The sequence below is a fragment of the Pseudomonas sp. 13B_3.2_Bac1 genome (assembly GCF_025466205.1).
Classification (GTDB): domain Bacteria; phylum Pseudomonadota; class Gammaproteobacteria; order Pseudomonadales; family Pseudomonadaceae; genus Aquipseudomonas; species Aquipseudomonas fluorescens_H.
Genome location: NZ_JANLOG010000001.1, coordinates 25,165 through 51,855 on the forward strand (window position 1 = coordinate 25,165; position 26,691 = coordinate 51,855).

A 26,691-nucleotide genomic window follows, 5' to 3' on the forward strand; every position below is an offset into this window, starting at 1 on the left:
CGGCTATGCTTTTTCGACGGTCGTGCTTTCGCTGTCATCCCTGCTGAAAGCGGCCCCTGTCGATGGAGCTGACAATGCCTTACCCGCGCTCATTGCTAGCGATGCTGATGCTGTGCCTGCTGATCATTGGCAACACTTGGGCAGCCTCCCCCCCTGCGACGAAAGACACTGCGGGCAGCGCGCCGACATGGCCGCAAGTGATTACCAGCGGCAAAGCCAGACTCACCGTGTATCAGCCGCAACTCGACAGTTGGGATGGCTACACCCTCAATGCCCGCGCTGCCGTCGAAGCCACCGGAGCCGATGGCAAACCCACTTTCGGCATTGTCCAGTTCAGCGCGCACACGCTGGTCGACAAGGCCACGCGCTGGGTCGCGCTGGATCAATACAAGATCATCAAGGCCGACTTCCCCGCCGATGCCAGTCAGGCCGACGTCTGGCTTGGAGCCCTGCAAAAAGATGCCGAAAGCCGCAAGAAAACCATATCCCTCGATCAACTCGAAGCCGCGGTCGGGGTGCTGTCGGCAGAGCAGAAAGCCGACAGCGCGCCACTGGAAAATACCCCGCCCGCGATCATCAGTTCCGACGTCCCTGCCCTGCTCGTCTACATCGATGGCGACGCCGTGTACCGGGCGGTCGAGGGCACCGGGCTGCAACGGGTGATCAACACCCGCCCGCTATTGCTCAAGGACGCCGAGGGCAAACACTACCTGCACGTGTTCGATGGCTGGATGGTCGCTGGCAGCCTGAACGGCGAATACACCCGGCTGGCCACGCCGCCGGCTGATCTGGAGAAAGCCAAACAGGCGGCGATCCAGAGTCGTCAGGTCGATCTGCTGACCGGCCAGAGCGATCCGAAAGACAAGGTTCCGAGTCTGGCCAAATCACCGCAACCGAAAATCTTCATCGCCACCACGCCCACTGAACTGATCGTCACCGACGGCGCGCCGCAGTGGCTGCCGATACAGGGCACCCGTCTGCTGTATGTGAGCAATACCACCGGGCATATCTTCAAGGAAATCGGCGACCAGAACAGTTACGTGCTGATCTCCGGCCGCTGGTTCCGCGCCGCTGACATGCAAGGCCCGTGGACCTTCACCCCGGCTGACAAACTGCCGGCAGACTTCGCCAATATCCCGGATGACAGCCCGAAAGAGAACGTCAAGGCGTCGGTCGCCGGAACGCCACAGGCCAGGGAAGCCGCGATCGCTGCAACCATTCCGCAAACCTCGGCGATCAAGAAAAGCGCAGTGAAAATGACCGCGCCGCAGTTCGATGGCGAGCCGCAGTTGAAGGCGATCAACAGCACGCCGCTGCAATACGTGGTCAACAGCGCGACGCCGATCATTCGGGTCGACAGCGACAGTTGGTATGCGGTGGAAAACGGTATCTGGTTCAGCGCCACCTCGGTTAACGGGCCTTGGGCCGTGGCCAGCTCCGTACCGGCGGTGATCTATTCGATCCCGCCGAGTTCACCGATGCATTACCTCACCTACGTCAAAGTCTATGAATCCAGCGGCGATACCGTGGTGGTGGGCTACACACCCGGCTATCAAGGATCGAATCTGGATCCGGCCACGGGTGTGGTGGTCTACGGCACCGGTTATCCGTACACGCCGTGGGTCGGCAGCGTCTGGTACGGGCCGCCGGTGACCTACGGTTTCGGCGTCGCCATGCGCTACACGCCGTGGACTGGCTGGACCTTCGGTTTCGGCTTCGGCTGGAGCTGGGGCGGCAACACCGTGGCGATGGGTTGGGGCTGGGGCGCTTATCCATGGTGGGGCAATTACGGCTGGGGTTACGCCTGGGGACCGCGCCTGTACCCCGCGCCGCTGGCCTGGGGCGGCGCCGCTTACGGCTATCGCGGGGGCGCCGTGGCCTGGGGGCCCGGTGGCTGGGCCGGCACCACCGGCAATATCTATCGGCAATGGGGCGACCGCGCGACCGTCAGTCGTTATGGCGCCGGGTACAACGCCTGGACCGGCAATCGCTGGGCCGGCCAGGTCGGCTCCTCCTACAACTCGCGCACCGGCATTGCGGCCGCAGGCCAGCGCGGTGCCGTACACAATGTCTACAACGGCAATTACGCGGCCGGGCGCAGTGGTGAGGTGGTCGGGCCGAACGGTGGCGCCATCGCCGGTGGGAAAGTGACCGCAGGCAATGCTCGCAATGGCACCCAGGTCACCGCCAATCGTGGCGCGGTGTACAACCCCAACACCGACAAGACCACACAATATGGCGGCGTGAAAGGACGAAACGGCGGCGCCGCCCGAGTGGGCGACAACGTCTATGCCGGGCACGACGGCAACGTCTACAAGAAAACCGACAACGGTTGGCAATCGATGGTCAAGGGCAGCCCGACTCGCACGGCACCGGTCAACAACAATGCCCAGTTGCAAAACCTCAATCGCGAGTCGGCCGCACGTAACTTCGGCAACCAGCGAACCAACAACTTTCACAATTCCTCGCAAGTCATGAACCGGTCATTTGGAGGCGGCGGTGGCGGTGGCGGTGGCGGTGGTTTTCATCGACGCTGACGGCGCGCGACTGTCCGTGTGCGAAAAAATCGGACTGGCCCTGGGGCCGGCTTAGCTGTTAAAAAACCGGTTCTGCCGTCCCTGCCCCGCTTCATCGTTCGGAGAACCGCTTCCATGAGCCAATGGCCTGACACCCGCATCCTTGACCTGCTCGGCATCGAGCTGCCGATCATCCAGGCCCCGATGGCCGGTGCCACGAACTCGTCCATGGTGATCGCCGTGTGCAACGCCGGCGGCTTGGGTTCGATGCCAGCCGCGATGCTGAGCATCGAGCAGTTGCGCGAAGAGCTGAAGACCATTCGCGAGCACACTCGCAAGCCGTTCAACGTCAATTTCTTCTGCCACCAGCCACCGGCCGCCAATGAACAGCTCGCGCAAGACTGGAAAAATCTGCTGGAGCCGTACTACCGCGAACTGGGTGTCGATTTCGACGCACCGACACCGGTTTCCAACCGGGCGCCATTCGATGCGGCAGCGTGCGAAGTGCTGGACGAGTTTCGCCCGGAAGTGGTGAGTTTTCACTTTGGTCTGCCGGAGAAATCCTTGCTGGATCGGGTCAAGGCCACGGGTGCGAAAATCCTTTCGTCCGCCACCACTGTCGATGAAGCGGTGTGGCTTGAGCAAAACGGTTGCGACGCGATCATCGCCATGGGTTACGAGGCTGGCGGGCATCGCGGGATGTTTCTCAGCGATGACCTGAGCAGCCAGGTCGGCACCTTTGCTCTGGTTCCGCAGATCGTTGATGCGGTGAAGGTGCCGGTGATCGCTGCCGGGGCCATCGCCGATGCGCGCGGTGTGGCCGCGGCGTTGCTGCTCGGCGCGTCAGCGGTACAGGTCGGCACCGCGTATCTGTTCACCCCGGAAGCGAAAGTCAGTGCCTCGCATCACCAGGCGCTGCGTACCGCCAAGGAGAGCGAAACCGCGATGACCAACCTGTTCACCGGCCGTCCGGCTCGCGGCATTCTCAATCGGGTGATGCGCGAAATCGGGCCGATGTCGCCCATCGCCCCGGCGTTCCCGCTGGCTGGCGGGGCGCTGATGCCATTGCGCGCCAAAAGTGAAGCGCAATTCAGTAACCTCTGGGCCGGTCAGGCATTCCCGCTGGGCAAGGAGCTGAGCAGCGCCGAACTGACCCAGGAACTGGCGCAAGGCGCGCTGGAAAAATTGGTCCGTCGCTGATCCGATCCAGGGTGAGGCGCGGCACAGCTTCATCCTGTATACAACAGCACTTCCTGTTTAGCGGCATTTCGCTATATATTTCGCTATATAGCGTTTCACCCCCTCGCATCGGTGCAGTCCACCCACAACAATAACTGCCCTCTGCACTCGCCCATAACGGAGCTGTTACATGACCATTCGTGCCTCACGTTTTGCCCCAACCTGCCTGGCTTCCCTGCTGGCGGTATTCGCTTTCGGCGCCGCTCAGGCTGATGAAGTGCAGGTGGCAGTCGCCGCTAACTTCACCGCACCGATCCAGGCAATTGCTGCCGATTTCGAAAAGGACACCGGGCACAAACTGGTCGCCGCCTACGGTGCCACCGGTCAGTTCTATACCCAGATCAAGAACGGCGCACCGTTCGAAGTGTTCCTCTCGGCTGACGACACCACTCCGGCAAAACTGGAAACCGAAGGCGACACCGTCAAAGGCTCGCGCTTCACCTACGCCATCGGCACCCTGGCACTGTGGTCGGCGAAAGAAGGTTACGTCGATTCGAAGGGTGAAGTCCTGAAGAAAAACGAGTACCAGCACCTGTCCATCGCCAATCCGAAAGCCGCGCCATATGGCCTGGCCGCCACTCAGGTGCTGGAAAAACTCAAGCTGACTGAAGCGACCAAAGCCAAGATCGTCGAAGGCCAGAACATCACTCAGGCCTATCAGTTCGTGTCCACCGGCAACGCTGAACTGGGCTTCGTGGCGCTGTCGCAGATCTACAAGGACGGCAAGGTCACCAGCGGTTCGGCATGGATCGTTCCAGCGAGCATGCACGACCCGATCAAACAGGATGCGGTGATTCTGAACAAAGGCAAGGACAGCGCCGCCGCCAAAGCCTTGGTTGAATACCTCAAAGGCCCGAAAGCCGCTGCGGTGATCAAGTCCTACGGTTACCAGCTCTAAATGTCGCTGACGAGTGCCGACTTCGCGGCGATATGGCTGACCCTGAAACTGGCGGCCCTGACCACCGCTATCCTGCTGGTCGTCGGCACTCCGATTGCCCTGTGGTTGTCGCGCAGCCGTTCCTGGCTGCGCGGCCCCATCGGCGCAATCGTCGCCCTGCCCCTCGTACTGCCGCCGACCGTGATCGGCTTCTATCTGCTGCTGGCGATGGGTCCCAACGGCTTTCTCGGCCATTTCACTCAGTGGCTGGGCCTGGGCACCCTGACTTTCAGCTTCACCGGGCTGGTGATCGGTTCGGTGATCTATTCCATGCCGTTCGTGGTGCAACCGTTGCAAAACGCGTTCTCGGCGATCGGCACCCGCCCACTGGAAGTGGCCGCAACGTTGCGCGCCAATCCATGGGACACTTTTTTCAGCGTGATCCTGCCTCTGGCCCGCCCCGGTTTCGTGACCGCGGCGATCCTCGGCTTCGCGCACACCGTCGGTGAATTCGGCGTCGTGCTGATGATCGGCGGCAACATTCCCGACAAGACCCGAGTGGTCTCGGTGCAAATCTACGACCATGTCGAGGCCATGGAATATGCCCAGGCCCATTGGCTGGCCGGGGCGATGCTGGTGTTTTCGTTTCTGGTGTTGCTGGCGCTCTACTCCAGCCGCAAGACCCGCGCGGGCTGGAGCTGATCAATGATTGATGCACGTCTGAAAATCGCTTATTCGGGTTTCAGCCTGGATGTCGATCTGCATTTGCCGGGACGCGGCGTGACCGCACTCTACGGTCATTCCGGCTCAGGCAAGACCACCTGCCTGCGTTGTATCGCCGGTCTTGAGCGGGCCGAACAGGGTTTTATCAAGGTCAACGACGAAGTCTGGCAGGACAGCGAGCGACGAATTTTTGTCCCGCCGCACAAACGTTCAATCGGTTATGTGTTTCAGGAAGCGAGTCTGTTTCCGCACCTGTCGGTACTGGCCAACCTGCAGTTCGGCCTCAAACGCATCGCCAAGGCCCAGCGTCGGGTCGACATGGCGCAGGCCACCGAACTGCTGGGCATCGGCCATTTGCTGGAGCGCCATCCGCAGCACCTGTCCGGCGGCGAACGCCAGCGTGTCGGCATCGCCCGCGCACTGTTGACCAGCCCGAAACTGTTGCTGATGGATGAGCCGCTGGCCGCCCTCGACAGCCAGCGCAAAAACGAAATCCTGCCGTACCTGCAACGTCTGCACGATGAGCTGGAGATTCCAGTGCTCTACGTCAGCCACGCGCAAGATGAAGTGGCTCGCCTGGCCGATCATCTGGTGTTGCTCAGCGACGGCAAGGCCCTGGCCAGCGGCCCGATTGGCGAAACCCTCGCCCGGCTGGATCTGCCAATGGCGATGGGCGATGACGCCGGGGTGATCATCGAAGGCCAGGTCAGCGCCTACGATGCCGAGTACCAGTTGCTCAGCCTGCAATTGCCGGCCACCGCCATGAACATCCGCGTGACTCACGCGCCAATGGCAGTCGGCCAAGCCCTGCGCTGCAAGGTGCATGCGCGGGACATCAGTCTGGCCCTGCACAACAGCGAGGCCAGCAGCATCCTCAATCGCTTGCCGGTGACCGTGGTCAGCGAGCTGGCGGCGGACAATGCCGCGCATGTGCTGATTCGTCTCGATGCCGGCGGCACACCGCTGCTGGCGCGGATCACGCGGTTTTCCCGGGATCAGCTCGGCATACACCCGGGCCAGCATTTGTGGGCGCAGATCAAGGCCGTCGCCGTACTGGCCTGAATTCGTTGGCACGACGGCCATGGCGCGCGGTCAATCGCTGTAACAGAGCGATTCGCCAAGGACACTGCCATGCCCGACACCGCGCCAGCCGACGTGCTCCCACCCGACCTGCATTACGTCGACGATACCCAACCCGGCCTGACCCGCAAAAAACTGCGCGGCAAGTTCGCCTATTTCGATCCGGCCGGACAGCGCATCAGCGACCCCGACGAGATCAAACGGATCAATTCGCTGGCGGTGCCGCCGGCCTACACCGACGTGTGGATCTGCGCCGATCCGCGTGGCCATTTGCAGGCTACTGGCCGCGATGCCCGTGGCCGCAAGCAGTATCGCTATCACCCACGCTGGCGCGAGGTGCGCGATGCAGACAAGTACTCGCGTTTGCGTGAATTCGGCCTGGCGCTGCCAAAACTGCGCAAACAGCTTGAAACGCTGCTGGATGCTCCCGGCTTCAGTCGCGACAAGGTGATGGCCACTGTCATCACGCTGCTCGACGCCACGCTGATCCGCGTCGGCAACACCCAGTACGCACGGGACAACCGCTCCTATGGCCTGACTACCCTGCGCAGCCGGCATGTCGAGGTCAACGGCAGCGCGATTCTGTTCCAGTTTCGCGGCAAAAGCGGCATCGACCACCAGATCACCGTGAAAGACCGGCGCCTGGCGCGCATCATCAAGCGTTGCCTGGAAATCCCCGGACAGAATCTGTTCCAGTACCTGGACGAAAACGGCGAGCGACACTCCGTCAGCTCGCACGACGTCAACACCTATCTGAAAACCCTCACAGGCGCTGACTTCACTGCCAAGGATTACCGAACCTGGGCCGGCAGTGCGCTGGCCCTGGCGGTATTGCGCGAACTGCAATGGGAGTCCGAAGCCGAGGCGAAACGGCATGTGGTGGAGATGGTGAAGAGCGTCTCCAAACAATTGGGCAATACCCCCGCGGTGTGCCGCAAGTGCTACATCCATCCGGCCGTGGTCGAGCGTTTCCTGCTCGGTGCGCTGGCCGAACTGCCACGCCCGAGGGTGCGCAAGGGCTTGCGCTCCGAGGAAGTGGCGCTGGCGATGTTTCTTGAGCAAATGATGGATGCGCCTTGATCTGCGCTGGATGGGTGGTCTAGGCTAGCCACCTTTCCCCCTTCAGGACGACCGCAGAAAGTGAACAATCAAGCCTTCTGAAAATGTAATCGCGATAAGCGCTGAATAGCGCCTGTCAGTGTTCACGACATTTTTCGGAGGTGCCGATGACTCACGTCTCGCGTACGCCTGCCCTCGTCTCCCTGAATCAAACGACTTTTCAGTTCGCTAATGGCGAGACGATTTTCAACGACCTGAATCTGCAATTCGATCACACCCACACCGCAATCGTCGGGCGCAACGGCGTCGGTAAAAGCGTGCTGGCCAAGCTGATTGCCGGACACTTGCAACCGACTGCCGGCAGCGTGACTTGCTCGGTTCCCCTGACCTATGTGGCGCAAACATTCACCGCCGACGCGGGACAGACCGTGGCCGACGCCACGGGCACCGCTGCCGCCCTTCGTGCATTGCAACGGTTGCAGTGCGGCGAGGCGTCGCCGGAAGATTTCGACATCCTCGGCGAACGCTGGGATCTGCCCGAACGCCTGCGCCAATGGCTGGATGACGCCGGTCTGCCGGACGTCGCCCCCACGGATTTGACCCAACCGCTGAGCGGCGGCCAGCAAGCGCGATTGGCGTTGATCGGGGCATTTCTGAATCCGCCGCGCCTGTTGGTGCTGGATGAGCCGACCAACCATCTCGACGGCCCCGGCCGCGACTGGCTGATGAACAGGCTGGAGCATTGGCGCGGCGGATTGATCGTCATCAGCCACGACCGCCAATTGCTTGAGCGCATGCAGCGTATCGTCGAGCTGACGCCGCGGGGTGCCACGGTGTACGGCGGCAATTTTTCCACTTACCAGCAGCAACGACAGATCCATCAGGCGGCGGCGCAAGCGACGCTGGATCAAAGCAGAACCGAGCGCCGGCGCGAGCAGCAGCGCTTGCAAAACGAACACGACACCATCCAGCGCCATGCTGCCCGCTCACTGCGCAATGCCAGAACCGCCAATGTCTCGGGTTTCGAGCGCGCAGGCCTCAAAGGTGCCGCGAGGCAGATCATGGGCCAGGTGCGACATGGTCATCAGCAGCGCAAATCGGAGCTCGACGCGCAGGTGCGTGATGCCTACGCCAACGTGCTCCCGGACGATGTGGTGCTGATGAACCTGCCCGGCAGTTCAGTGCCTGCCGCGCGTAGGGTCTGTACGCTGATTGATGCGTGTGTGCCATGGCTACCGACGCAACCGTTCAATCTCACGCTGAGTGGTCCTGTGCGCGTCGCCGTCAATGGTCCGAACGGCTGCGGCAAATCGACGTTGCTCAGGTTGCTCGCGGGCCAACTGCATCCCGCCAGCGGCGAATGCATCACCCATGTTCCCGTGGCTTATCTGGACCAGCATCTGAAGTTGCTGGACGACGGTCTCAGCGTCATCGAGCAACTGCTCGCGCTGCAGAGTCCGTTGAGTGAAAGTGCATTGCGCGGGCATTTGGCTCATCTGCAACTGGACGCGCAACGGGTGACCCGACCGAGCGTTTCACTGAGCGGTGGCGAACGCCTGAAAGCCGCACTGGCGGTGGCATTGTGGGGCAAGACGCCCGCGCAACTGTTGTTGCTCGACGAGCCGAGCAATCATCTGGATCTGGCGTCGGTGCAAGCTTTCGAACAGGCATTGCAGACGTTTCCCGGTGCAATTGTCGCGGTTTCCCACGATCCTGACTTTCTGCAAGCCTTGAAACCGACGCATCGCCTGGATGGGAACCGCGAGGGATGGCGGCTGCAACCGACGAACTGACTGTCTATTTTTTGCACGATCAGCCACGGCTTCTATAGTTGATCTGACACCCATTTGCTGTGGTGACGCCATGGAAGACATATTTGTCGTGAAGCGCTGCAACAAGATCATCATTCACGGCCGGCGCGCCGGGGAAAGCCAGCATGAACCCGCCGAGGCCAGCAGCTGGTTTCGGATCAACGATACCCGCACCGGCGGCTTCATCGGTGATGGCTACGACCTTGAGGAAGAGGCCCGACACGAATGCCGACGGCTCAATGCGGCCAGCTCGCCAATGCTGGCACGCCAAACAGCCGGCTGATGCAATTGACAGGCGGGGTCTATACTCAAGGCAGCTGACGGACCAGCGCCCCAACGGCAGACAGCTCGCAACCCGCGAGCTTTTTGCTGCCTCTCAACGGTTTGTCTGAACGGAGGTGTTCCATGTCCGAAAAAGAGTCCATCACCACCCTCCTCACCCTGCTCGACTCCCGTCAGGCGCGCCTTGCCGCGGCCTGCAAGGAAATCGCCGACTGGGTCGATCATCAAGGCGGGCACCCGACCGCCCTGCGCATCCGTGATCGCCTTAACGACATCGAAAAAGACACGCCGCTGATCCGCCGCACTCTGTCTTCGCTAGAACCCGTCGAACGGCCGTTGCCTCGCTTCAGATGATTGCACAGCGATAAACGACAGTCTCCTGGCCTACCGCTTGGCCGATACAGCGAACGCCTGCTGCCGAGAGGGGTCATAACCTGTACACGTCACCCAGGAGACTGTTCATGGTTATCCATTTCAAAACAGACGGACATCTGGCTTGTGGTCACAAGGGCAACAACCTTGCCTCGAGCCTGGAACTCAATCGCGTCAAATGCCGCAGCTGCCGCAACACCGATGCCTACAAGGAAGCGCGCAAAACCCAGCGCAATGCGGCACGGCGCGCAGCGCGCCACACCAAGGCTGACCACGGCGCGTCGAACTGGCGTACGGAGTGGATCGAACGACTGACCGCGCTGGCCGGGCCGCAGCGCCTGCCACGGGGCTTTTTCGGGCAAGCGTTTGTATAACCGCTTGATGTGGTGTTTTCAGTACATCACTCGATGAGAACCGCCCGAATTCAGCTCGAACCCATCAATGCCCTGGCCTTATCGTCAGGGCTTTTTGTTGAAAACACCGGATCAAGCAGCCCGTAACCCTTAATCAGGCTTGCAAATAGCTAACACGCCCGCATAACCAGAACCGTATCTACAGTCACCGAGAGGCAAAAAAGATCATGACCGGACAAACCGAAACCGCGATTCTCGCCGGCGGCTGCTTCTGGGGCATGCAGGACCTGCTGCGGCGTTATCCTGGCGTGCTGAAAACCCGCGTCGGTTACACCGGCGGCGAGGTGCCGAATGCCACCTACCGCAACCACGGCAACCACGCCGAGGCCATCGAAATCATCTTCGACCCGGCCGTGATCAGCTACCGGCAGATCCTCGAGTTCTTCTTCCAGATCCACGACCCCAGCACGCCTAACCGCCAAGGCAACGATCTCGGTCCCAGCTATCGTTCGGCGATTTATTACCTCAGCGACGAGCAACGCGACATCGCCGAGGACACTGCCGCCGACGTCGACGCTTCTGGTCTTTGGCCGGGCCGAGTGGTCACCGAAATCGAACCTGCCGGACCGTTCTGGGAAGCGGAACCGGAGCATCAGGACTACCTTGAGCGGATACCAAATGGCTACACCTGCCACTTCATCCGCCCGAACTGGAAACTGCCCAAGCGCGGCTGACAAGACACCTGCTTAATCATTCCACGCACGGCGTTGGCCTTAACCAAGGCCGGCGCCGAACGTCGCCGGCTTACCGCGTTACGAAACCTTACTGCATTGAAAAAAGATCGATGGATGATTGCGCGACGACTGCTTGCGCACCTCCAGAATCGATCATTTTGGCGAGTCCTTCCTTAGCACAGTTCAAGCGCCCGAGGATGAACATACGTTCATCGCAAGCATGGCTCAATGCGTCTAGCCTGCGGGTTCCAACATAGTGCTTACAGGAGTACCCCACCATGTTCTCGCACGAAAGCCTCCCGCTGATCGCCATTTTCATCATCATGCTGCTGTGCGTGCTTGCAGCGTTTTTACACCCGGTTCACGCTTTCTTCAGCTGGGTTCGCCGGCGTAGGGAAAGAGCGTCTGCCCGGACTCAGGAAGAAGTAAATTCGCGCTGAGTGATTCCTCTGACAGGCCCGGATACGTCCGGGCTTTTTGTTTCCTGCCAATCAGCACAATATTTTTCAAGAGGGTGAAGCGGCCTTGCTCACGTAATCACCTCGACCTGATTAAGTCCCCTCCCATCCACCTGCTGGAGAATCTCTTCAGCAGTCGAGTCCGCAACGGGCATGACCAATGCTGGTCTCGACATCGTCGAAATGTAGCTCCAGCAGACGCATTGCAACATCCTGGACGCGAAGCATCGGGTCACGCTATTGACACCCTGCCAATTGGTTGATGGCTAAAGAGCGACAATAGCTGGCAACCTCTCATTTTTAATGATTGATCGAATAGGCTATGCCCACTGAAGCAATTACCGTCATGGCAATGGCCCGCTCAAACTTCGGGTATCTCAGCGAGGCCCGAGATGAAATTCAGCTTCTTGCGCTGAAGAGCAGTTCGATCAGCTTTAACCAGGCACTACAAATATCCGGAATGATCACTCACGACGAATTGACATGTCTTACAGAAGAACTGGAGACCGTCTGCCTGGCTTGGTACAGCCTGCGCATTTAGTCCCCGGCGCAGTCCGAATCTTCCACCTGCCCCTGTCAGATGAATGAAAACCCCGCTCAGTAGCAGGCATACCGCACTTCACTTAAGGATGAGCATCATGAACGATGATTTGAAGCAGTCAGGCTCGACTACTACCACACAGACCACCACCTCGCTGGAGCAGGTGAAAACCGGAAGAGCCTTGGATTTCACCTGGGCGCCTAACACCAACACAACGACCACCACTGTATCGGCAGACTTTGTCGACTATCGAGTCGATACCACCCAAGGCAGCCCGACTGGAGACAGCCACTCCATTGCACGATTTACCTATGTTCAGGGCAACGGTGGCGGTCAGATCAGTCAACTTTTTCTCGAAGAAATGCGCGCGGGAGTACGCGCCAACACCCAGATCGGGCTGATGGTAGGGCGAAAGTGGGTTCTGGACCCCAACGGCGAAGTCTCGGGCAGCATCGGCACCTATGTGGTCGAGCAATTCGATGACATGCGCGCCAGTGTGAATTATGTCGGCTCCTTCGCACGCGTCTTCGCCGACCCGAGGATGGTCAGTTACCACGCCGGCGGCCACGTTCACACCAATGTCTCGATCACCGGCAGCAGGCCCCTGACCATGGCGGATTCAGGTAAGTCGATCCTGGTCATTAGCGACACAGACGTCACGCTGACGATTGGTGACGATGTGATTGAGGGGTTCAAGGCGACACTAATCCAGGCTGCCGCCGGAAAGATCAACATTGCAGTGTCGAACAGCCACATGATCTACAGCAACGCCGGAACCCGCACCCGTACGCTCGCCCCTCTAGACGAGTTGGAAGTCAGTACCTTCCCATTCGGGCCCGTGTACTTGGCCTTCCGTGTCAAACCCACAGCCTGAAGAACGTCGTGCGCTGGCCGAACCCGCTCTAAATGCCATCTTGATCAAATCATGGCGCGGAAGTCTGCGCAGGAGATTCGACATGGCCTGAGGGCAAATGAGTTGAAGCAGCTGAATCACAAGGGCAAAAAGGTCATGCCCGCAAGGTAAATGGCTGATCAAGTCCAAAATGGCGGACCGGAAACAAACAAGGGTTTGCCTCAGCTTTCGCCCGCAAACCCTTGATTTTAGATGGTGCCCGAAGCCGGAATCGAACCGGCACGCCCTTACGAGCGGGGGATTTTAAGTCCCATGCGTCTACCAGTTTCGCCATTCGGGCGGTAGCGCGGTGTAGTGCTCATGTCAGTCGATCAGCACACCTGACAATATTGAGCCTTGTGAAGCAGAGCGGGAAATATATACATCACGTCCCGGTGAAGCAAGTTCACAGTAGCTGATTTCAAGACTAAATCTTGCAGCGCACTGGAAATAAAAAAGCTCCGTAAATCATGGATCTACGGAGCTTGTTTATAGTGGAGGCCGAGGTCGGAATCGAACCGGCGTAGGCGGATTTGCAATCCGCTGCATAACCATTTTGCTACTCGGCCTCAAACGATCGCTGTCTAGTAGCACAACAACAACCGCGTACAAACTTGGAGCGGGAAACGAGACTCGAACTCGCGACCCCGACCTTGGCAAGGTCGTGCTCTACCAACTGAGCTATTCCCGCTTGGTGTGGCGCATTCTATAGATTTCAGAAGCCCCGTCAACCCTTTGATTCAAAAAAGTTTTATTTCTTTTCAACGTCGGTTTTCAGATGCGGCCAAGCGGCCCGCAGGTATTGAACCATCGACCACAATGTCAGGCCCGCCGAGATCATCAGCAAGGCATAACCCAACAAGACCCAGAAGCTGAAGTCACGCGGATTGGCCAGCAGGATCACCAGCGCCAGCATTTGTGCCGCGGTTTTCCACTTGCCGAGATTGGACACCGCTACATGCGCGCGAGCGCCGAGTTCGGCCATCCATTCGCGCAAGGCCGATACGACGATCTCACGGCCAATGATCACGGCAGCGGGAAGTGTCAGCCACAAGTTGCCGTGTTCCTGCACCAGAAGTACCAGCGCTACCGCCACCATCAACTTGTCGGCAACCGGATCGAGAAACGCACCGAACGGCGTGCTTTGTTCCAGGCGGCGGGCCAGGTAGCCATCCAACCAGTCAGTTGCCGCGGCAAAAGCGAATACCGAGGCGGAGGCCATATAGCTCCACTGGTAAGGCAGGTAAAACAACAAAATGAAGATCGGTATGAGCAGGACGCGGAGAACGGTAATCAGATTAGGGATATTCATCGGCACAACTGGCTACGAGGTGAGTTGGCATTCTACTCGCTATGCAGGTTTGCATAAATCGACTCTGCGAGCTTTTTACTGATCCCCGGTGCTTTGGCGATCTCTTCGATGCTTGCACGAGACAGCTCCTGCAATCCACCAAAATGTTTCAACAAGTCCCGACGGCGAGTTGGCCCGACGCCCGCAACGCCTTCCAGCGTTGACGTGCGGCGGGTCTTGCCCCGCCGCGCACGGTGGCCGGTAATCGCAAAGCGGTGAGCTTCGTCGCGAATCTGCTGTATCAGGTGCAGTGCCGGCGAATCTCCGCGCAAGGTGAACTCATGCGCTGCATCATTAAGATACAAAGTTTCGAAACCCGCCTTGCGTGTTGCGCCCTTGGCCACACCCAGCAGGATCAGATCCGGCACCGCCAATTCATTGAGCACGTCACGCGCCATCGACAACTGACCTTTGCCGCCGTCCACCAGCAGAATGTCCGGCAGCTTGCCCTCCCCGTCCTTCAGTTTGCTGAAGCGGCGAGTCAAGGCCTGATGCATGGCCGCATAGTCATCGCCCGCCGTGACGCCCTCAATGTTGTAACGACGATAGTCGGATTTGATCGCGCCTTCCGGGCCGAACACGACACAGGAAGCGACAGTAGCCTCACCACTGGAGTGACTGATGTCATAGCACTCAAGTCGCTGCGGTGGCTCATCCAGATTCAGCACTTCAGCCAGCGCATCGAAGCGTGCAGCCGTGTGTTGACGATTGGCCAAGCGTGCACCCAGCGCCTGCTCGGCATTGGTGACTGCCAACTGCTGCCAGCGAGCCCGGGTGCCACGCACCCGGTGACTGATGCTCAGTTCACGACCACGTAGCTCATGGATCGCTTCGATCAGGGCGCTGGCGTCTTCAGGAACCACGTTGACGATCAACTCGCTCGGCAGGTCGCGTTCCGGACTGCTGATGAAATATTGACCGAGGAACGCCGCCATGACTTCGGCAACCTCCTCCTCGATACCGACCTGAGGAAAAAAGTTCTTGCTGCCCAGCACTCGTCCGCCGCGCACGCTGATCAGATGAACACAGGCGCCACCTGGATTGACGAAGGCTGCGATGACATCGATGTCGCCCGTGCCACCCTCCATGCTTTGTTGATCCTGGACCCGGCGCAGCAAGGCAATCTGGTCACGCAACTCGGCGGCGCGCTCGAATTCAAGATTGATCGCCGCCTCTTCCATTGCCGTTGACAGTTCATTGGTCAGCGCATGACTGCGCCCCTCGAGAAACATCACCGAATGGCGCACATCCTCGGCGTAGATATCTGGTTCGACAAGGCCGACACAAGGCGCCTTGCAACGCTTGATCTGATATTGAAGGCACGGGCGAGTGCGATTCTTGTAGTAACTGTCTTCGCACTGGCGGACGAAAAAGGTCTTTTGCAGCAGGCTGAGGCTTTCGCGAATGGCCCCGGCGCTCGGGTACGGGCCGAAATACTTGCCCTTGGCCTTCTTCGCACCACGGTGGATGCTCAGGCGTGGGAACTGGCCGTCAGACAGAAACACATAAGGGTAGGACTTATCATCGCGCAACAGAATGTTGTACGGCGGCCGCCATTCCTTGATCAGGGTCTGCTCAAGCAGCAACGCCTCGGTTTCGTTGGCGGTGATGGTGGTTTCGACCTGCGCGATACGCCCGACCAGAGCAGCGGTTTTCGGCGCCAGCCCGGTCTTGCGAAAATAGCTGGCAAGGCGCTTCTTCAGGTTCTTGGCCTTGCCTACGTACAGCAGGCGCGCCTCGCTGTCGAACATGCGATAGACGCCGGGACGCCCACTGACAGTCGCCAGAAAGGCGCCGGGATCAAATGCTTCAGTCATGATCAGGCGCTGGCATCGACCATGCCGTGGCGTACTGCCAACAGCGTCAGCTCAACGTCGCTGCTGATCGACAGCTTTTCGAAGATCCGGTAGCGATAGGTGTTCACCGTTTTCGGCGACAGGCAGAGTTTGTCGGAGATGATCTGCACCTTCTGGCAGCCGACAATCATCAACGCGATCTGGATTTCCCGTTCGGACAAGGCATCAAAAGGTGAATCGTTGGTTGGCTGGAACGACTTGATCGCCAGTTGCTGGGCAATCTGCGGACTGATGTAACGCTGCCCGGCAAACACCAGCCGGATGGCCTGGACCATCTCCGGCAATCCAGCGCCCTTGGTCAGGTAGCCGGCGGCGCCCGCCTGCAGCAGACGCGTAGGAAATGGATCTTCCTCGCACACAGTGACAGCGACGACCTTGATGTCCGGATGACTGCGCAGCAGCTTGCGCGTGGCCTCGAGACCACCAATACCGGGCATCTTGACGTCCATCAGGACTACATCGGGTTTCAATTCACGGGCCTTGATCAGGGATTCTTCCCCGGACTCGGCCTGTCCAACCACCTGCAAGCCATCAATATCGGCCAGCATACGTGTAATGCCTGTACGAACGAGATCATGGTCATCGACCACTAGCACCCTAATCAAGCAGACACCTCGCGATATGGTCTTATTGGGATGCCGGACACCTTAGCAAAAAGTGCCAGACAGACCTAGCGGCAAGCATCATTTAAAAAGTTTCAATTCATCATCGAGGGCTTGCCGGCCGTGGGTTTCAGAGCACAGGTGTACCGAAATCGAGCTGCATCCTCAGGAAACACTCGTCCTCGCCACACCTGATCAAGCCCTTTCTCTTATACAGGCTTTGTGCCGGATTATTTTTGAATACTGTCAGACGCAGCGCCGGAAGTCCTTCGGTGCGGGCCATGGCGATTACCTGATCAATCGCCCAGGATCCTGCGCCCTGCCTGCGAAAAGCCTCGGTTATTTGCAGCTCGCGGATGTACAGCGCCCGACGATCCCGACTGAGGCTGAAAAAGCCCAAGAGAACTTCATCAAGAATGATCAGCCAGTTGTCCCGCCCATCCCAGGCAACATCGAACGCTTCGTCCTGCCACAGCAAATCGTGCTCAATGTAATAGCGCAGCATGTTCCGGCACGTCAGTTCGCGGGCAAATTCCCGATCATCCGGCTCAGCGCGACGCAAATGGTAGGTCATTGCCCCACCGTCACAGGGACTGTCCGCCCGATCCATTCGCCAGCATCACGTCGAGCGATCACCAGGAGTTCACCTGGGCCTGGCGCGGCGATGACCAGCGCCCCGTTTTCAGACCAGACCGCGCTGCGCCCCGCCGACTGCCATCCACCTGTTAGCCCGGCGTGATTGGCCATCAGCACCGCCATTGAGTGGCTTTGGGCATAGCCCTGCAGTATTGCGCTATCCACGCCATAGCCTTTTTCGCCAATCAGCACGCCTGCTGCGTACGGGTCGGCGCCAGCACCGGCGGCCGCTGCCGCGTGGCTGGAGTGGGAAAAATCAGCGCAGACCGCGAGCGCGACGGTGTCGCGACCTATGCGCAAGGTCGAACCACCAGTCCCTGGGGCATAGAAAAGCTCTTCGCCGCTGTGCAAATGCTGTTTGCTGTAAACCTCTAGAGAGCCGTCTCTGCCTATCGTCAGAGCGCCGATCAATACCTGCGGACTGCCCTTCTGGCGAATCGGCATGCCGACGACGGCGCTCAGCCCAAGCTCGCGAGCGCAATCGCGCAAGGGTTGCAGCACCGGATCCTGCGGATCGATTGCCAGGTCTGCAGCCATCTGGCCTTCGTAGCCTGTCAACGACAACTCCGGGAACACCAGCAGCTCGACGCCCTGCTCCGCCGCCGTGGCCATGAAACGCAAATGACGGGTGATGTTTGCCGCCAGATCACCAGCAACGGAAAACGATTGGGCGGCAGCGATGGTGAACGTCGACATTATTCATCCCTAGAGTGATGCAAAACACGCAGTGTGTCACAACGTCCGCGGCACTCAAGCGATAGGTAACGCCTTGAATGAGCAATAGCAATTTCTGATTGCTCAGGCATATGGGCCTCTAGTAAGCTCGGCGCATTCATCGGAGACAGACCATGTTCAACGCCCTCTCACAGCTTCGTTCCGCTAGCGCCCTGCGCTCGGTTGCGGCTGCCCGGGCGAATGACGTTTGCGCTCCAGCGAGCTTTTATTTTGGGTATTGGTTTAGCCACTGGCGCGCCTGATACCCACACGGCGCCCATAAAAACGGGTCGCCTACCAGAGAATTCTCAACCCCCGGTCGGCCTCCCGACCGGGGGTTTTGTTTTTTCAGGCCCATAACTTTTTCAGCAACACACCAGACACTTGAGGAATCACGACATGAACTACGCCACTTATTACCGTTACGACACTTTTACCGCCTGGCGATTTAGCAGCCTCCGCTCGGGACAGCCTGCCGCCTCCGATCGGTCACCCACAGGTGGCAAGCACACACACGCAGCCAATCCGGCCAATTGTCGAACACCCCAGTAGGGCCGAGTGAGCGGGAAGCACCCGCCGCCAGCCCAGGAATTCCGAATATGAACTCGTCTGTTTCTGCTCTGCCACTGACCACCCTGAACTCTGCCAACGAAGCACTGACCCTGCGTCTGCCCAGCTCGTTGCAGCTCAAACAGCAATTGCCCCTGAGCAATGCCCTCGCCCAGCAAGTCGCAGCCCACCGCCAGGCGGTCCGTGCGATTCTCAATGGCGAAGACCATCGCCTGCTGGTCGTCGTCGGCCCTTGCTCGATTCACGATCCACGCTCCGCACTCGAATACGCGGAAAAGCTTTCCCGCCTGGCCCATGAAGTCAGCAACGAAATGCTGCTGGTGATGCGCGCCTACGTCGAAAAACCACGCACCACTGTTGGCTGGAAAGGTCTGGCCTACGACCCACACCTGGACGGCAGCGATGACATGGCCGCCGGCCTGACCCTGTCGCGTGAATTGATGCTTGAAATGATCCGTCTGGGACTGCCTATCGCTACCGAGTTGCTGCAGCCAATGGCTGCCGGCTACTTCGACGACCTGCTTAGTTGGGTTGCCATCGGCGCACGCACCACCGAGTCGCAGATTCACCGGGAAATGGCCAGCGGCCTGAGCATGCCCGTCGGTTTCAAGAACGGTACCGACGGTGGCGTAACCGTAGCCGTCGATGCCATGCGTTCGGCAGCCCATCCACATCGACACTTCGGCGTCGACAGCCAAGGGCACCCGGCGATCATTCAGACACCGGGCAACCCCGACACTCATCTGGTACTGCGCGGTGGTCATCAAGGCCCGAACTACGATCGCGAAAGCGTCGCCCGGGTACATGCCGACCTGAATCGCTTGAAGATTCCGAGCCGAATCATGGTCGATTGCAGCCACGCCAACAGCGGCAAGGATCCACTGCGCCAGCCCGACGTGTTCAACGAGGTACTCGAGCAACGGCTGCAAGGTGATCGCTCCTTGATCGGCATGATGATCGAGTCCCATCTGTTCGAGGGCTGCCAGCCTTTGAGCCCCGCCCTGCGTTATGGCGTATCCGTCACCGATGGTTGCCTGGGGTTCGGCGCGACGGAGCAGTTGCTGTCGAACGCAGCCAAACGACTGAAAGCCTGACGCTCAGAACAGCCTTTGCGGGTTGAATCAGTAACCCGCAAAGGTCGGACCATCGCTCAGCTCAATCCAGAGTTACGCCCGCACTCGGACCCGGGCAACGCCGGAAGCCTGACTGGCATCATCCAGTCGCTCCACCGAATACGACACCTGCACCACGGTTTCCCGATGCTCGCGCCAGAAGCGGTACGGCACGATGAACACCAAAGGTTGCCCAGCGTTCTCCCGAGTGATGTCCCGGTCATCGCGATGACTGAAATACTCGCCATCGCATTTCAGGTACACCAGCTCTCCCTCCTCGGCCTGGGCATCGCCGATCACCACGGTAACGCCGTCTACCGCATCTGCCGCTTCCAGCTCACCGTCTTGCGCTTCCAGCACCTGCGGCGCCGCGAGATCCCCCCGAATCAACGGTGCGATCAGAATTCGCGAGTTCGCAGACTTCCTTACCTGCGCCGCTGCTGATTCGACCCGGTAACTGACGTTCACCTCTTGTGTGGAATGGGCTGCGATGCAATCGGCGTTTATCCAGAAAGACAACGCTTCACCAACGGCAAACGGCTCCACGGTCAACACATCATTGAATGCCGGCGCTCCCTCGACGCCTTGCCAGGACAGGCTGATCCGGTCACCGGCCGCCATCCGGGCATAGGGGCGCACAGTGACACTTGTACCCTGTGGAACACGGGACGGATCGAGCGTCCCGCCCACTGTTTCTTCAATGATCGGTGCAAGCAGCTCAGGCTCTGGATCGCCCACATCCAGTTGCAGGCGACGGGATGACACCGGCTGAGGCAGTGCAACGCTATGCAGCGTCCAGTAAAGCTCCAGCGAACCGCGCTCCAGCGGCGCAATGTGCAGACCTTTTATGACAAAGACGATTTCCTCGCCCACCTGGCCTTCACTGACCGAGCGGGTGGCCTCATGGCTATAAGCCAACCCTTCGTCATCGAGCCCTCGCCAGCTCAGCACCAGCTTGTCGCCGCACATCATGTCCGGGTAAGGCGCAATCCTGACGAATGCATGGCTCAGAGAAGGATCAAGCATCCCACCCTCCAACACCTCGACCGTCGGGGCGGACAGGTCCAAGGCCGGCGATGAAGCGGGTGCAGACGCCGGTCGATAGCTGAATTCGAAATTTTCACCGTCCACCTTCAAGCTCAGATGGCTGCCTCCTTCGGTGGCAACCGACAAGGGGACAATGTTTGCCGGCGGCATTGCACAAGACTCGCTAGTGACTTCGTAGATAGACATTCGCAGCTCCATTCCTTGGATAGAACGCTGCCATCAAGGCAGCGTCGAACGAAATCCATTGAACCTCATCCAGCGAATCGGCGAAGTCAGCCCAAAGCCCCGCACCCCCTAGGCAAACACACCGTCTGACGTAGGCAGACAGCGACGAATCTGTCGATACGCGGCAAAAGATTGCCAAATGTTCCGACTAGCCCCTCAAGCAGAAACGAAAATTCGCACCATTTTTAGTCCAGATTCCCTTTCACTCCGAGGATTTTTCAGACATCGCCAACCCGTAGGCCTGTTTTACAGTGGCACGCACCAACCACTGACAAGCATCTGCAAAAGAGGCAGGAACATGCAACGGAATGCGACAACCCGCTACCCCATCCTTTTGGTCCATGGCCTGTTCGGGTTTGACCGTATCGGCCGTTTCGAGCTTTTTCATGATGTCAAGCAAGCACTGAGGGAGGCAGGTGGACAAGTGTTTGTGCCGCAGCTGTCGGCGGCCCATGACAACGAAGTTCGTGGCCAGCAACTGCTGCTGCAGATTGAACGGGTCCTGCAGGGCACCGGGGCCGCCAGGGTCAACCTGATCGGACATAGCCAAGGTGCGCTGGCCAGCCGTTTCGCCGCAGCAGTGGCACCGCACAAGGTCGCCTCGGTCACGTCGGTCAGTGGGCCCAACCACGGTTCGGAACTGGCGGACACGTTGCGCCAGGCACTGATTCCGGGGAGCCTGCCGGAGCAGGTGGCAGAGCAGTTGGCGACCCGGTTCGCTGATTTCCTCTCGCTACTCAGTGGTCAACCGACCCTGCCGCAGAATGCCGTGGCAGCGCTGAACGCCCTGACCACCCAGGCGGTCAGCCAATTCAACAAGAAGTATCCTCAAGGCCTGCCTTCTACCTGGGGCGGCGAAGGCGCGGAACGGGTCAATGACGTTCACTACTATTCCTGGAGCGGCACGCTGCAGGAAGGATGGCTTGCGCCGCTTGATCCGGTACATGCCGTCTGCCGGGCGTTGTCCGGCCATTTCGTCGCGGAAGCGGGACAGAACGATGGTTTCGTGGGCCGCTACAGCTCGCATTTGGGCTCGGTCATCCGCTCCGACTACCCCTTCAACCACCTCGCCACCCTGCGGCGACCAGACGGTTTACTAAACCCCGCCCCTGATCCCGTCGAACTCTACGTCGAGCACGCTCTGCGCCTGAAAGCCGCACAACTGTAGACATACGCCAATAAGCCGAGTGGAACTTTGCCGAGAAATCGCTTACTGAATCCGGTAGGCTCCACACTTTACTGAAATAGATTGGAGAGTTTCCCCATGGCTAAAGCCACTGCCCGCCACATCCTGGTTTCCAGCGAAGACAAGTGCAACGAACTCAAGGCCCAGATCGAAGGCGGTGCTGATTTCGCCGAAGTCGCCAAGGCCAACTCTACCTGCCCGTCCAGCCGTCAGGGCGGCGACCTGGGTTCGTTCGGTCCTGGCCAGATGGTCAAGGAATTCGACACCGTGGTCTTCAGCGCGCCGATCAACGTCGTGCAAGGCCCGGTGAAGACCCAGTTCGGTTATCACCTGCTCGAAGTCACCAGCCGCCAGGACTGATTTCGCGTCCGGTTTGCTGTGCCACGGCCCGCCTTTTGGTGGGCCGTTGTGTTTTGGTTACAGGATACGGCTGGCGACTGACGCGCCGCTCGCGTACAAATTGCGCTTATCGATCACCCGGCTTTAAGGCTGACAATGCGACTGGCTTTCCCGACTTTGCTGTTCACTGCCGTGGCCCTGTTGTTGGGCTCCACTGGTGTGGACGCCACCCCGCAACACGCTTTGACCGTCTATGGCGAACCCGCCAAATACCCGGCCGGTTTCAGCCATTTCGACTACACCAACCCGCAGGCCCCCAAGGGCGGCACCATGCGCCGCTCGGCGATAGAGATCGGGCATTTCGATCACATCCTGCCTTATATAGACAAAGGCATCGGCGTCACCCAGATCGACGGCATGCTGTACTCGCCTCTGGCCCAGCGCTCGATGGATGAGCCTTACACGGTCTACGGCCTGGTGGCGCAAAAGATGGAGCGCTCGGAGGATGGCCTGTCGCTGCGTTTCTTCATCAATCCCAAGGCACGCTTCGCTGACGGCAAACCGATCACTGCCGAAGACGTGCGTTACACCTATGACCTGTTGATGACCCAGGGCAGCCTGCGTTATCGCACGCAGTTCGCCGACGTCAAAGGCGTGGAAGTGGAAGCGCCGCTGACCGTGCGTTTCGTTTTCAAGAGCAGTGAAAACCGCACCTTGCCGCTGGACATCGCCACCCTGCCGGTATTCCCCGAGCACTGGTGGAAAACCCGCGACTTCGCCGGCGGTGGTGGTTATGAACCGCCACTGGGCAGCGGCCCGTATCGGGTCGGCAAGGTCGACTCCGGGCGCAGCATCACCTTCGAGCGCAACCCTGACTGGTGGGGCAAGGATCTACCGGTCAGTCGCGGCCTGTATAACTTCGATCACTTCAGCATCGAGTATTTCGGCGACACCGATGTCGCCCGTCAGGTTCTGCGCGGTGGCGCCTATGACTACAACCGCGAGTTTTCCGCGACCGGCTATTCGATCGGCTACGACAGCCCCGCGCTGAGTGACGGCCGCTTGCAGAAAGCCCACCTCGCCACCGAAGCCCCGCAATCGGCCCAGGGCTTTGTATTCAACCTGCAGAAACCGATGTTTCAGGATCGTCGGGTACGCCAGGCGCTGGCGATGCTCTGGGATTTCGAGTGGAGCAACCGGCAGATGATGCGCAACATGTACATCCGCCAACAGAGCTATTTCTCCAACTCCGCACTGGCAGCCCGCGAGTTGCCGGATGCCGCCGAGCTGAAAATCCTCGAACCGTTGCGCGGGCAAATTCCCGATGAGGTGTTCACTCAGGTCTTCGAAGCGCCGAAAACCGATGGCAGCGGCCTGATCCGCGACAAGCAACTGCAAGCCCTGCAATTGCTGGAACAAGCCGGCTGGAAACCTGATGGTGACCAATTGGTCAACGCCGAGGGTGAACCGTTGAGTTTCACCTTTCTGGTCAGCCAGAACGGTATGGACCGTCTGCTTCTGCCTTACAAGCGCACGCTGAAACAGATCGGCATCGACCTGAATATCCGCCGCATCGACTCCTCGCAATACGTCAATCGCCTGATGAGCCGCGACTACGACATGATCGTCACCGGCTACCCGGTCACCACGTCTCCGGGTGGCGAGCTGCTCAATTACTTCGGTTCGATTTCGGCCAACGACCCCGGCGCCAACAACTATATGGTGCTGAAGAATCCGGCGGTCGACACCTTGATCAATGGCCTGATCCGCGCCTCGACCCAAAGCGACATGCTGCACTACGCCCACGCCCTGGACCGGGTGTTGCAATGGAATTACTACTGGATTCCCAATTATTACCCGCCGGGCACCTCCACCGTGTGGTGGAACCGTTTCGGCATGCCGGCGATACAGGCCAGCAATGACGAAGCGATCGAGAGCTGGTGGGAAATCAGCAGTACGCCGCTGACCAACCAGCAGATGACCGCCGCAAAAATCGGCCGTGGCAGACCCGGAGGACCGCACTGATGTGGGCATACATTCTGCGGCGCCTGCTGCTGATCATTCCGACGCTGGTGATCATTCTGCTGGTCAATTTCGTGATCATTCAAGCGGCACCCGGCGGCCCGGTCGAACAGGCCATCGCTCATCTGCAAGGGATCGGCGGTGCCAGTGTCGGCGGCAGTTCCAGCGAGACCATGAGCAGCACCTCGCGTGCCAGCCGTGGCCTCGATCCGCAACTGATCAAGGACATCGAAAAACAGTACGGTTTCGACAAACCGGCGCATGAACGCCTGTGGCTGATGCTCAAGAACTACGCGCAGCTGGATTTTGGCAAAAGCTTTTTCCGCGGGGCGACGGTCACCGATCTGATTCTGGAAAAAATGCCAGTGACCATTTCCCTCGGCCTGTGGGCGACGCTGATCACCTATCTGGTGTCGATCCCGCTGGGCATCCGCAAGGCGGTGCATCACGGCAGCCATTTCGATATCTGGAGCAGCACTGCGATCATCATTGGCTACGCGATGCCGGCGTTTCTGTTCGCGATGTTCCTGATCGTGGTGTTTGCCGGTGGCACATCATTGAACTGGTTTCCGGTGCGCGGGCTGGTCTCCGACAACTTCGAATCGCTGTCGACCCTGGGCAAGATCGCCGATTACTTCTGGCATCTGGTGTTGCCGGTGACGGCACTGGTCATCGGTGGTTTCGCCACGCTGACGATCCTCACCAAGAACTCGTTCCTCAATGAAATCACCCGACAATATGTGGTCACCGCACGCGCCAAAGGCTTGAGCGAACGCCGTGTGCTTTACGGCCACGTGTTCCGCAACGCGATGCTGCTGGTGGTTTCGGGAATTCCGCAGGCGTTCATCAGCGTGTTTTTTGCCGGTTCGCTGCTGATCGAAGTGATCTTTTCCCTCGACGGCCTCGGCCGCATGAGCTACGAAGCGGCGGTTTCCCGGGACTATCCGGTGGTGTTCGGCTCGTTGTTCATCTTCACCCTGTTCGGCCTGCTGATAAAACTGATCGGCGACTTGTGCTACACCCTGGTCGACCCCCGTATCGACTTCGCCGCGAGGAACGCCTGATGTTCAAGCTCTCGCCTCTGGGCCGTCGCCGTTTTGCACGATTCAAGAAAAACCGCCGTGGCTGGTGGTCGTTGTGGCTGTTTATCGGCCTGTTCCTGCTCAGCCTTGGTGGTGAACTGATCGCCAACGACAAACCGCTGGCCGTCAGCTATCAAAACCAACTCTACTTCCCGGTATTCAAGCGCTACACCGAGCAGGAGTTTGGCGGGCAACTGCCGTTCCAGGCCGATTACCGCAGTGAGTATGTGCAGAACCTGATCCGCAAGGACGGTGGCTGGCTGCTGTTCCCGCCGATCCCGTTCAGCGAGGACACCCCCAACTACGATCTCAACCAACCCGCGCCGAGCCCGCCCTCCAGGGTCAACTGGCTGGGCACCGACGATCAGGCGCGCGACGTGTTGGCGCGGGTGATTTTCGGCGCCCGGGTGTCGATCCTGTTTGCGCTGATGCTGACCGCTATCAGCGCGCTGATTGGCATCGCCGCCGGCGCTCTGCAAGGTTATTACGGCGGCTGGGTCGATCTGCTCGGGCAACGCGTGCTGGAGGTCTGGAGCGGATTGCCGGTGCTGTATCTGCTGATCATTCTGTCCGGTTTCGTCGAGCCGAATTTCTGGTGGCTGCTGGGGATCATGGCGCTGTTTTCGTGGCTGGCACTGGTGGATGTGGTGCGCGCGGAGTTTCTGCGCGGACGTAACCTGGAATATGTCAAAGCGGCTCGCGCGTTGGGCCTGACTGACCGCAAAGTGATTTTCCGGCACATCCTGCCCAATGCGATGAACGCGACGCTGAGTTACTTGCCGTTCATTCTGACCGGGGCGATTTCCACTCTCACCGCCCTCGACTTCCTTGGTTTCGGCATGCCCGCCGGCAGTGCTTCGCTGGGCGAACTGATCGGTCAGGGCAAACAAAACCTGCAAGCGCCATGGCTCGGGCTGACGGCGTTTTTCACTTTGGCGCTGATTCTTTCTTTACTGGTGTTCATCGGCGAAGCGTTACGTGACGCGTTCGACCCTCGATCCTGAAGTGTGAC

26 protein-coding genes and 3 tRNA genes are annotated in these 26,691 nt (G+C 59.5%); 20 read left to right on the plus strand and 9 right to left on the minus strand.

From position 1 onward, the window contains the following. Positions 1–74 precede the first annotated feature (74 nt). The 14 genes from NTD85_RS00150 (at position 75) to NTD85_RS00215 (ending at position 12,919) form a co-directional block, all read left to right on the plus strand. Complete coding sequence (locus NTD85_RS00150; RefSeq protein WP_262141112.1) at positions 75–2,537, plus strand: autotransporter; 2,463 nt, start codon at positions 75–77, stop codon at positions 2,535–2,537. Between the two features lie 114 nt (positions 2,538–2,651). Further along, the gene (locus NTD85_RS00155; protein ID WP_262141114.1) at positions 2,652–3,716 is read left to right on the plus strand and encodes an NAD(P)H-dependent flavin oxidoreductase; all 1,065 of its coding nucleotides are present in this window, start codon (positions 2,652–2,654) and stop codon (positions 3,714–3,716) included. Between the two features lie 169 nt (positions 3,717–3,885). After that, positions 3,886–4,653, plus strand: a complete 768-nt coding sequence (gene modA / locus NTD85_RS00160; protein WP_003225406.1) for a molybdate ABC transporter substrate-binding protein — start codon at positions 3,886–3,888, stop codon at positions 4,651–4,653. Continuing rightward, on the plus strand, positions 4,654–5,334 hold the full coding sequence (modB, locus tag NTD85_RS00165) for a molybdate ABC transporter permease subunit (protein WP_262141115.1): 681 nt from the start codon (positions 4,654–4,656) through the stop codon (positions 5,332–5,334). Between the two features lie 3 nt (positions 5,335–5,337). Continuing rightward, the gene (gene modC / locus NTD85_RS00170) at positions 5,338–6,417 is read left to right on the plus strand and encodes a molybdenum ABC transporter ATP-binding protein (protein WP_003225408.1); all 1,080 of its coding nucleotides are present in this window, start codon (positions 5,338–5,340) and stop codon (positions 6,415–6,417) included. A gap of 69 nt (positions 6,418–6,486) precedes the next feature. After that, complete coding sequence (locus NTD85_RS00175; RefSeq protein WP_262141116.1) at positions 6,487–7,515, plus strand: DNA topoisomerase IB; 1,029 nt, start codon at positions 6,487–6,489, stop codon at positions 7,513–7,515. Positions 7,516–7,661: 146 nt separating this feature from the next. Next, on the plus strand, positions 7,662–9,287 hold the full coding sequence (locus NTD85_RS00180) for an ABC-F family ATP-binding cassette domain-containing protein (protein WP_262141118.1): 1,626 nt from the start codon (positions 7,662–7,664) through the stop codon (positions 9,285–9,287). 70 nt (positions 9,288–9,357) lie between these two features. Continuing rightward, positions 9,358–9,588 carry a hypothetical protein gene (locus NTD85_RS00185; RefSeq protein WP_003225411.1) on the plus strand — a complete coding sequence of 77 codons (231 nt, stop codon included), beginning with the start codon at positions 9,358–9,360 and terminating at the stop codon, positions 9,586–9,588. A 122-nt stretch (positions 9,589–9,710) separates the two neighbouring features. Beyond that, positions 9,711–9,941 carry a hypothetical protein gene (locus NTD85_RS00190; protein WP_003225412.1) on the plus strand — a complete coding sequence of 77 codons (231 nt, stop codon included), beginning with the start codon at positions 9,711–9,713 and terminating at the stop codon, positions 9,939–9,941. A 107-nt stretch (positions 9,942–10,048) separates the two neighbouring features. Further along, positions 10,049–10,333 (plus strand): hypothetical protein, encoded by a 285-nt coding sequence (locus tag NTD85_RS00195; RefSeq protein WP_003225413.1) that lies wholly within the window; start codon positions 10,049–10,051, stop codon positions 10,331–10,333. Between the two features lie 206 nt (positions 10,334–10,539). Further along, positions 10,540–11,046 (plus strand): peptide-methionine (S)-S-oxide reductase MsrA, encoded by a 507-nt coding sequence (gene msrA / locus NTD85_RS00200; RefSeq protein WP_003225414.1) that lies wholly within the window; start codon positions 10,540–10,542, stop codon positions 11,044–11,046. 278 nt (positions 11,047–11,324) lie between these two features. After that, complete coding sequence (locus NTD85_RS00205; protein WP_003225415.1) at positions 11,325–11,486, plus strand: hypothetical protein; 162 nt, start codon at positions 11,325–11,327, stop codon at positions 11,484–11,486. Between the two features lie 340 nt (positions 11,487–11,826). Next, positions 11,827–12,045: a hypothetical protein gene (locus NTD85_RS00210; protein ID WP_045122476.1), complete on the plus strand. Its 219-nt coding sequence runs from the start codon at positions 11,827–11,829 to the stop codon at positions 12,043–12,045. A 97-nt stretch (positions 12,046–12,142) separates the two neighbouring features. Continuing rightward, positions 12,143–12,919: a hypothetical protein gene (locus tag NTD85_RS00215; protein WP_242486688.1), complete on the plus strand. Its 777-nt coding sequence runs from the start codon at positions 12,143–12,145 to the stop codon at positions 12,917–12,919. 232 nt (positions 12,920–13,151) lie between these two features. On the opposite strand, the gene NTD85_RS00220 is transcribed toward NTD85_RS00215, so the two are convergent. The 8 genes from NTD85_RS00220 to NTD85_RS00255 all read right to left on the minus strand — a co-directional run bounded on the left by NTD85_RS00220 (position 13,152) and on the right by NTD85_RS00255 (position 18,078). Further along, positions 13,152–13,238 (minus strand) — tRNA-Leu (locus tag NTD85_RS00220). A gap of 194 nt (positions 13,239–13,432) precedes the next feature. Then, a tRNA-Cys gene (locus NTD85_RS00225) sits at positions 13,433–13,506 on the minus strand. Positions 13,507–13,552: 46 nt separating this feature from the next. Next, positions 13,553–13,628 (minus strand) — tRNA-Gly (locus NTD85_RS00230). Positions 13,629–13,688: 60 nt separating this feature from the next. Then, entirely contained in the window at positions 13,689–14,249 is a 561-nt protein-coding gene (gene pgsA / locus NTD85_RS00235) for a CDP-diacylglycerol--glycerol-3-phosphate 3-phosphatidyltransferase (RefSeq protein ID WP_003225417.1), read from the minus strand. A 32-nt stretch (positions 14,250–14,281) separates the two neighbouring features. After that, entirely contained in the window at positions 14,282–16,105 is a 1,824-nt protein-coding gene (gene uvrC / locus NTD85_RS00240; protein WP_262141120.1) for an excinuclease ABC subunit UvrC, read from the minus strand. Between the two features lie 2 nt (positions 16,106–16,107). Then, the gene (gene uvrY / locus NTD85_RS00245) at positions 16,108–16,749 is read right to left on the minus strand and encodes a UvrY/SirA/GacA family response regulator transcription factor (protein WP_024012761.1); all 642 of its coding nucleotides are present in this window, start codon (positions 16,747–16,749) and stop codon (positions 16,108–16,110) included. Between the two features lie 127 nt (positions 16,750–16,876). Continuing rightward, on the minus strand, positions 16,877–17,320 hold the full coding sequence (locus tag NTD85_RS00250; protein WP_226499216.1) for a GNAT family N-acetyltransferase: 444 nt from the start codon (positions 17,318–17,320) through the stop codon (positions 16,877–16,879). After that, on the minus strand, positions 17,317–18,078 hold the full coding sequence (locus tag NTD85_RS00255; protein WP_262141122.1) for a carbon-nitrogen hydrolase family protein: 762 nt from the start codon (positions 18,076–18,078) through the stop codon (positions 17,317–17,319). The genes NTD85_RS00250 and NTD85_RS00255 overlap by 4 nt, the downstream gene beginning before the upstream one ends. Before the next feature lie 617 nt (positions 18,079–18,695). On the opposite strand from NTD85_RS00255, the gene NTD85_RS00260 reads away from it, so the two are divergent. Continuing rightward, positions 18,696–19,760 carry a 3-deoxy-7-phosphoheptulonate synthase gene (locus NTD85_RS00260; protein ID WP_226499214.1) on the plus strand — a complete coding sequence of 355 codons (1,065 nt, stop codon included), beginning with the start codon at positions 18,696–18,698 and terminating at the stop codon, positions 19,758–19,760. A 72-nt stretch (positions 19,761–19,832) separates the two neighbouring features. Here NTD85_RS00260 and NTD85_RS00265 read toward each other — a convergent pair whose 3' ends face one another. Beyond that, positions 19,833–21,011: a hypothetical protein gene (locus NTD85_RS00265; protein ID WP_262141125.1), complete on the minus strand. Its 1,179-nt coding sequence runs from the start codon at positions 21,009–21,011 to the stop codon at positions 19,833–19,835. A gap of 337 nt (positions 21,012–21,348) precedes the next feature. Here NTD85_RS00265 and NTD85_RS00270 point away from each other — a divergent pair, with 337 nt between their 5' ends. The 5 genes from NTD85_RS00270 (at position 21,349) to NTD85_RS00290 (ending at position 26,683) form a co-directional block, all read left to right on the plus strand. Further along, positions 21,349–22,218 carry an esterase/lipase family protein gene (locus tag NTD85_RS00270; protein WP_262141126.1) on the plus strand — a complete coding sequence of 290 codons (870 nt, stop codon included), beginning with the start codon at positions 21,349–21,351 and terminating at the stop codon, positions 22,216–22,218. 96 nt (positions 22,219–22,314) lie between these two features. Then, positions 22,315–22,596 carry a peptidylprolyl isomerase gene (locus NTD85_RS00275; RefSeq protein WP_007912303.1) on the plus strand — a complete coding sequence of 94 codons (282 nt, stop codon included), beginning with the start codon at positions 22,315–22,317 and terminating at the stop codon, positions 22,594–22,596. A 135-nt stretch (positions 22,597–22,731) separates the two neighbouring features. Beyond that, positions 22,732–24,600 carry an extracellular solute-binding protein gene (locus NTD85_RS00280; RefSeq protein WP_262141128.1) on the plus strand — a complete coding sequence of 623 codons (1,869 nt, stop codon included), beginning with the start codon at positions 22,732–22,734 and terminating at the stop codon, positions 24,598–24,600. Then, positions 24,600–25,661 (plus strand): microcin C ABC transporter permease YejB, encoded by a 1,062-nt coding sequence (locus NTD85_RS00285; RefSeq protein ID WP_003225430.1) that lies wholly within the window; start codon positions 24,600–24,602, stop codon positions 25,659–25,661. The genes NTD85_RS00280 and NTD85_RS00285 overlap by 1 nt, the downstream gene beginning before the upstream one ends. Beyond that, a complete protein-coding gene (locus tag NTD85_RS00290) occupies positions 25,661–26,683 on the plus strand; it encodes an ABC transporter permease (protein ID WP_262141131.1) in 1,023 nt (340 codons plus the stop codon). Before NTD85_RS00285 ends, NTD85_RS00290 begins: the two co-directional genes overlap by 1 nt. Positions 26,684–26,691: the final 8 nt, after the last annotated feature.